The sequence below is a fragment of the Streptomyces sp. NPDC002795 genome (assembly GCF_042888725.1).
GTDB lineage: Bacteria > Actinomycetota > Actinomycetes > Streptomycetales > Streptomycetaceae > Streptomyces.
This window is the reverse complement of record NZ_JBIAQB010000009.1, coordinates 128930-135639: the sequence shown is the minus strand read 5'-3', so window position 1 is coordinate 135639 and position 6710 is coordinate 128930. Positions and strand designations below refer to the sequence as shown.

The following is a 6710-nucleotide window of genomic DNA, read 5'->3' as shown; positions in this document are numbered from 1 at the left end:
CGGGCCCTCGCGCGCGGCGTCCACCCCACCCCCCCCCGCGGGCGTCGCCCCCCGGCGGCCGGGGGGCCCCCCCCCCCCCCCCCCCCCCCCCCCCGGGGGGGGGGGCCGGGGGGCCCCCCCCCGCACCCCGCGCCTCAATCGCCGGCGGGGCTTAAGAGGCTCAGCCCTCGGCGGGGCTTGAAGAGCCTGACGGAGTCGATGTGTCCTCCGGGTGCAGGCTCATCGGGCCGTAGATGACCTTGTCGTCCTCGCGGAGAGTGACCTGGTCGGCTCCTCCGTCCGCGAGTTGTTTCCAGTACTCGCCGACCCAGGACTCGGCGTCCCCCTGTGTGGTGAACTCCTCGGGCTGTACCGCGGGAGCCACCTCCGTCCCGTCGGACTTCTCGAACCGCCACGTCCACGCCGCCATGTCAGCCTCCCGGTCTCGGACGTCCGCTGTGCCGCTGTCCCCGGAAGCCTATCCGGGCGCGCGTCGATGAAGGGGGCGCGGGAGGATCTTCCTGTGGAACTGACACTGCTCGGCACCGGCGGCCCCGACGGGCTGCCCCGCCCCGACTGCCCTTGCGCCGCATGCGCCACCGCGCTCGGCCGCGACGCCCGTGCCGCGACGGCGGTCCTGATCGACGGGACGCTGCTGCTCGACCTGACGCCCGGGGCCGCGTTCGCCGCGGCCCGTTCGGGCCACAGCCTCGGCGGCGTGCGGCAGGTGCTGCTCTCGCATCCGCACGACGGGCCCGCGGTCGAGGTGCCCGCGGGGCTTCCGCAGCCCGGCCGGGTGCCGGACGGCCGGGAGCTGGCGCTCATGAGCGGGCACCGGGTGCGGGCGCTGGCGCTGGACGCGCCGGGCACCGGCTACGAGGTGACGGGGCCCGAGGGCGAGCGGCTGCTGTATCTGCCGCCGGGCACCGCGCCCGCGGGCCTCGACGAGCCGCGGGCGCCGTACGAGATGGTGCTCGCCGATGTCGTCGGCCGCCCCGACGCGCTGGCCCGGCTGCGCGCCGCGGGCGCGATCGGCCCGACCACCGATGTCCTCGCCGTCCATCTGGACCACGACGTCTTCCCGGGCCCGGAACTCGTGCGGCGGCTCGCGGCGGCGGGCGCGCGGGCCGTGCCCGATGGCACGACCCTGGACGTCGGCACGTACGAGGACGTGCCCGATGTGCCGCGCAGGACGCTGGTGCTCGGCGGGGCGCGGTCCGGGAAGTCGGTGGAGGCCGAGCGGCGCCTGGAGGCGTTCCCCGACGTGCTGTACGTGGCGACCGGCGGGACGCGCGGCGGAGCCGCCAAGGACCCTGAGTGGGCGCAGCGGGTGGCCGCGCACCGGGAGCGGCGGCCCGGTTCGTGGCGGACGGCGGAGACCTGCGACCTCGTGCCGCTGCTTGAGGATCGCGAGGACACGGCTCCGTTGCTCGTCGACTGTCTGTCGCTGTGGCTGACGTACGCGATGGACGAGGTGGGGGCCTGGGACGACGCCGAGTGGGCGGGCGGTGGCGAGAAGGCGCTGCGGGAGAAGGTGGCCGGGCTCGTCGACGCGGTGCGGCGCGCGCGGCGTACCGTCGTCGCCGTCTCGAACGAGGTGGGTTCGGGGATCGTGCCCGCGACCGCGTCGGGGCGCCGCTACCGGGACGAACTCGGCCGTCTGAACGCGGCGTTCGCGGCCGAGTGCGAGCATGTGCTGCTCGTCGTCGCGGGTCAGCCGCTCGCGCTGCGCGGCTGACCCCGATCCGCTGCTACGCGTCCGGGTCGCGGCGCGCGATCACCCGGTAGGCGTTGGAGAAGCGGGTGCGGCGGGCCAGTGGCGCGAGGAGCCGGTCGGCCGCGCAGGCGGCGAGGAACGCGGGCGCGACGGCGTACATCAGTGCCTTGCGCAGGACGCGCTTGGCCTCGCCGGGGGCCTTGGTGCGCCACGGGTCGTCGGCATCGGGCAGGTGCCGGCCCGCGAACAGGGCGAGGCCGGCCGCGAGATCCAGCGGGACGTGCGCGGCGCGGCGGTCGACGGCGACGACCGTGTAGCCGAGGGCGCGCAGTTCGGCGCGGAGGTTGGCGAGCGGGATCAGGTGCAGGTGCTGCGGCTGGAAGTACGAGATCCACCATTTGCCGAGGAGCTTCGCGAAGCGGCTCTCGGGGTCGGGGAGCTCGATCATCAGATGCCCGCCGGGGCGCAGCACGCGGTGCGCCGCCTTCAGTTCCTCGCGCGGATCGCGGGAGCGGTCCAGGTAATGGAACATGCTCAGCGCGTCGTAGCCGCCCTGGAGTCCGGGGGCGAGCTCGGTGAGCAGGCCCTGGTGGGCCCGCTCGACGCGGCCCGCCCTGCGGCCCTCCTCGACGCAGTCTCCGCTGTCGAGCCCGTCGAAGGACGTGTACGGCAGGATCTCCTGGGCGGCCGCGGGGAAGTGGCCCTGGCCGGTGCCGATGTCGAGCCAGCTCTCCGGTTCGAGGAACGCGGCGAGGGCGCGGGCGCGGGACCGGTCGCGCTGGGCGGAGGTGCGCGCGCGGAAGATCCACTCGGCCTGGTCGGCGTAGCGGCCCTCGCAGAAGTCCCGGTAGTAGAAGTCCAGGCCCTCGGGGGTGAGGCGGGGGTTCTGGAACGAGTGGGCGCAGGACCCGCACTGGACCAGGGTGAAGCTGCCGGGCTTGTGCTGGAGGAGGTCGGTGGTGCGCAGGCGCGTGCGCAGCCGGGTGCTGCCGCACCAGGGGCAGTCGGGGCGGCGCGGCTCGTGGAAGCGTTCGGTGCCCTGGGCGAGTTCGGTGAGATAGGCGGGGCGGCGCTCGGCGACGGCCTGGGGGGTGGCGGGGGCGGTCAAGGGTGATGCCTCCAGTCATGGTCTGCGCTGCCGTGGTCTGCGGTGCCTAAACAAGCGCGCCAGATATGACAATTCGACGCGAATACGAACGCAACCGATCATCTCCGTGCAGTTCATGACAGGCCGGAGGCGACTCACCGCCCGTCTCCACCGTCCGCCGTAAGGACGCACCCATCGGTGTCCCGTGACGGAGGGTGCGGCTGGGGCCAGACGTCCGCGACGGCCGGTACTGTTCGGCGAATGAGCTCGCTGAACCTCGACGACTTCACCGATCTGATCGAGCGCCCCGACGGCGGGACCCGCCGCGACGCGGAGGAGCGCAGGGCCCGCTTCGCCGTGCCTCCGGGCGCCCTCGGCCGCCTCGATGAACTGGGCGAGTGGCTGAGCGCCGCCCAGGGCGCGGTGCCCGTACGACCGGTCGCCCGGCCGCGCGTGGTCCTCTTCGCGGGCGACCACGGCGTGGCCGGACTCGACGTGTCGAAGCGGGCGGCGGGCAGCGCAACGGAACTCGTACGGGATGTCGTCGAGGGCGCCTCCGCAGGCGCGGTGCTCGCGCGCCGGCTCGGTGTCGGCGTACGGGTCGTCGACGTCTCCCTCGACTGTGAGCCCGACGAGCTGCCCAAGTCCGTCGACGACCGGCGCGTGCGGCGCGGCTCGGGGCGCATCGACACCGAGGACGCGCTCACCCTCGAAGAGGCGGAGGCCGCGTTCCGCGCGGGCATGGCGGTCGCCGACGAGGAGGCCGACTCCGGTACGGATCTCGTCGTCCTCGGCGACATCAGCGTCGGCGGCACGACGGCGGCGGCCACGCTGATCGCGGCGCTGTGCGGCACGGACGCGTCCGTCGTCACCGGGCGCGGCGGCGACCCCATCGACGACCTCGCCTGGATGCGCAAGTGCGCGGCGATCAGGGACGCGCTGCGCCGGGCCCGCCCCGTCCTCGGCGACCAGCTCCAGCTCCTCGCCACGGTGGGCGGCGCGGACCTCGCGGCGGCGACCGGCTTCCTGCTCCAGTGCGCGGTGCGGCGCACGCCCGTGCTCCTGGACGGCGTGGTCTCCGCGGCCTGCGCGCTCGTCGGCCAGCGCGTCGCGTTCCGCGCCCCCGACTGGTGGCTGGCCGCCCACGCCAGCGGCGAACCGGCCCAGGCGAAGGCGCTCGACCGGATGGCCATGGACGTACTCCTCGACCAGGACGTCCGGGTGGGCGGCGCCGCGGGCGCGCTTCTCGCGCTTCCGTTGGTGCAGGCGGCGGCGTCCTTGGCGGCGGAGCTGCCGGAGGCGGACTCGGCGGAGCCGGCCGACCAGGAGGCGTAGGGGGAGGCCGGACGTCCCCGCGCCTCAAGCGCCGGCGGGGCTGGAAAGATCCGTCCTGATGGCGCCGGGTAACCTCCCCCGGTGTCCGCTACCGACTCCTCCCCCGCCTCCGTGCCGGACGGCATACGTTTCGCCTTCGGGACCCTCACCGTTCTGCGGGTGAAGGTCACCCGCTGGGACCGTGCGGCCGCCCGGACCGGGATGCTCTGCGCGCCGCTCGCCGGGCTGGTCGTCGGCCTCGCCGCGGCCACTGTCGGCGTGGCGCTGACCTTCCTCGGGGCGGACGCGCCGCTCGCCGCCGTCGCCGCCGTCGCGGTGCCCGCGGCGCTGACCCGCGGACTGCACCTCGACGGGCTCGCGGACGTCGCGGACGGCCTGGGCAGCGGGAAACCCGCCGAGGACGCGCTGCGGATCATGAAGCAGTCCGACATCGGCCCCTTCGGTGTGGTCACCCTCGTCCTGGCGCTGCTCGCCCAAGTCGCCGTACTGGCCGACCAGTTCGGGCAGTCGTGGTGGCGCGGCGCCCTCGCCGCGACCGTCTCCGCGGTGACCGCGCGCCTCGCCCTGACCTTCGCCTCCCGCACCGGGGTACCGGCCGCCCGCCCGGAGGGCCTCGGCGCGGCGGTCGCGGAGACGGTGTCGCGCCGGGCGGCGCTGATCGCGGGGGCGGTGGTCGTCGCACTGTGCGCCGCCCTCTCGCTCCAGGCCGCGCTCGCCGTCGTCCTCGGCTGCGCGGCGGCCGAACTCCTGTCCCGCCGCTGCGTAGCCCGCTTCGGCGGCGTGACCGGCGACGTCTTCGGCGCACTCGCCGAGACGGCGGCCACGACGTCCCTGGTGATCCTCACGCTCGGGTGAACCATTCAAGCCCCAGCGGCGGGCCGCACCTGGACGAAGCACCCCAAGAACGACGGGCGTAGGCTCAGCCACGGGCGGGCCAACTCCCCCCGACCCCGGCGAAGAAGCCGGACTCACCCGTACGAAAGAGGGACCTCACCACCGTGACTGCTCTGACTCTCAGCACCGCCGCGGCGACCGGCCTGCGCGCCGACGCGATCGTCGTCGGCGTCGTCAAGGGCGACAAGGGCCCCGTCGTCGCGCACGGCGCGGAAGCCGTGGACAAGGCGTACGACGGAAAGCTCGGTTCCGTCCTGGAGGCCCTCGGCGCCAGTGGCGGCGAGGGCGAGGTGACGAAGCTCCCCGCGCCGTCCGGCCTCAAGGCGCCGGTCGTGCTGGCGGTCGGTCTCGGCGGCGAGCCCGAGAAGAACGGCTCCTACGAGGGCGAGACGCTGCGCCGCGCCGCCGGTGTCGCGGCCCGCGCCCTGACCGGCTCGAAGAAGGCCGCGTTCGCGCTGCCGGTCGACGACGCCGAGGACGTCGGCGCGATCGCGGAGGGCGCCCTGCTCGGCGCGTACTCCTTCGACGCCTACAAGGAGTCCCCGAAGGACCCGAAGAAGAACGGCAAGGAGCCGCTCGCCGAGGTCGCGATCCTCGGCGCCAAGCCCCGGGACAAGGCGCACAAGGCCGCGATCGAGCGCGCCCTCGCGGTGGCCGAGGAGCTCAACCGCGCCCGCGACCTGGTCAACACCCCGCCGAACGACCTGAACCCGGAGTCCTTCGCCGCCGTCGCCCAGGCCGCGGCCAAGGAGCACGGCATCAAGGTGCAGGTGCTCGACGAGAAGGCCCTGGAGAAGGGCGGCTTCGGCGGCATCCTCGGCGTCGGCGCGGGCTCCGCCTCGGCGCCGCGCCTGGTGAAGCTCTCGTACAAGAGCGCCAAGGCGGACAAGCACCTCGCCTTCGTCGGCAAGGGCATCACGTACGACTCGGGCGGCATCTCGCTGAAGCCGGCCGGTCACAACGAGACGATGAAGTGCGACATGGCCGGCGCCGCCGCCGTGTTCGCCGCCGTCGTCTCCGCCGCGCGCCTGGGCCTTGAGGTGAACGTCACCGGATGGCTGGCGCTCGCCGAGAACATGCCGTCGGGCTCGGCCACCCGCCCCGGCGACGTGCTGCGCATGTACTCGGGCAAGACGGTCGAGGTGCTGAACACCGACGCCGAGGGCCGCCTCGTGCTCGCCGACGCCATCGCCAAGGCCTCCGAGGAGACGCCGGACGCGATCGTCGACGTCGCGACGCTCACCGGCGCGATGATGCTGGCGCTCGGCGCCCGCACCTTCGGCATCATGGCCAACGACGACGCCTTCCGCGGCTCGATCCACGAGGCCGCCGAGGAGGTCGGCGAGCCGGCCTGGCCGATGCCGCTCCTGGCCGACCTGCGCAAGGGCATGGACTCGTCGACCGCCGACATCGCGAACATGGGCGAGCGGATGGGCGGCGGCCTGGTCGCGGGCCTGTTCCTTCAGGAGTTCGTCGGCGAGGGCATCACGTGGGCCCACCTCGACATCGCGGGCCCGGCCTTCAACGAGTCGGCCCCGTTCGGCTACACGCCGAAGGGCGGCACGGGTTCCGCGGTGCGCACGCTGGTCCGTCTCGCGGAGCGGACGGCGGCGGGCGACCTCGGCTGACCCCGGAAAGTCACTGTTCAGCCCCCGGTGCACAGCACCGGGGGCTGTTCGCTTTGAACGAAATCTTCGG

At 74.4% G+C, this 6710-nt stretch carries 6 protein-coding genes; 4 read left to right on the top strand and 2 right to left on the bottom strand.

Annotation, left to right across the window (positions count from 1 at the left end; all coding sequences use genetic code 11):
• Positions 1-160 precede the first annotated feature (160 nt).
• Entirely contained in the window at positions 161-409 is a 249-nt protein-coding gene (locus tag ACFYWS_RS26840; protein WP_389280679.1) for a hypothetical protein, read from the bottom strand.
• 93 nt (positions 410-502) lie between these two features.
• Between ACFYWS_RS26840 and ACFYWS_RS26835 the strand changes: the two genes are divergently transcribed.
• Positions 503-1717, top strand: a complete 1215-nt coding sequence (locus ACFYWS_RS26835) for a bifunctional adenosylcobinamide kinase/adenosylcobinamide-phosphate guanylyltransferase (RefSeq protein ID WP_389280678.1) — start codon at positions 503-505, stop codon at positions 1715-1717.
• Positions 1718-1730: 13 nt separating this feature from the next.
• On the opposite strand, the gene ACFYWS_RS26830 is transcribed toward ACFYWS_RS26835, so the two are convergent.
• A complete protein-coding gene (locus ACFYWS_RS26830; protein ID WP_389280677.1) occupies positions 1731-2804 on the bottom strand; it encodes a class I SAM-dependent methyltransferase in 1074 nt (357 codons plus the stop codon).
• Positions 2805-3044: 240 nt separating this feature from the next.
• Here ACFYWS_RS26830 and ACFYWS_RS26825 point away from each other — a divergent pair, with 240 nt between their 5' ends.
• The 3 genes from ACFYWS_RS26825 (at position 3045) to ACFYWS_RS26815 (ending at position 6640) form a co-directional block, all read left to right on the top strand.
• Entirely contained in the window at positions 3045-4118 is a 1074-nt protein-coding gene (locus ACFYWS_RS26825) for a nicotinate-nucleotide--dimethylbenzimidazole phosphoribosyltransferase (RefSeq protein WP_389280676.1), read from the top strand.
• An 81-nt stretch (positions 4119-4199) separates the two neighbouring features.
• Positions 4200-4973: an adenosylcobinamide-GDP ribazoletransferase gene (locus tag ACFYWS_RS26820; RefSeq protein ID WP_389280675.1), complete on the top strand. Its 774-nt coding sequence runs from the start codon at positions 4200-4202 to the stop codon at positions 4971-4973.
• A 143-nt stretch (positions 4974-5116) separates the two neighbouring features.
• Complete coding sequence (locus tag ACFYWS_RS26815) at positions 5117-6640, top strand: leucyl aminopeptidase (protein ID WP_389280674.1); 1524 nt, start codon at positions 5117-5119, stop codon at positions 6638-6640.
• Positions 6641-6710 lie beyond the last annotated feature (70 nt).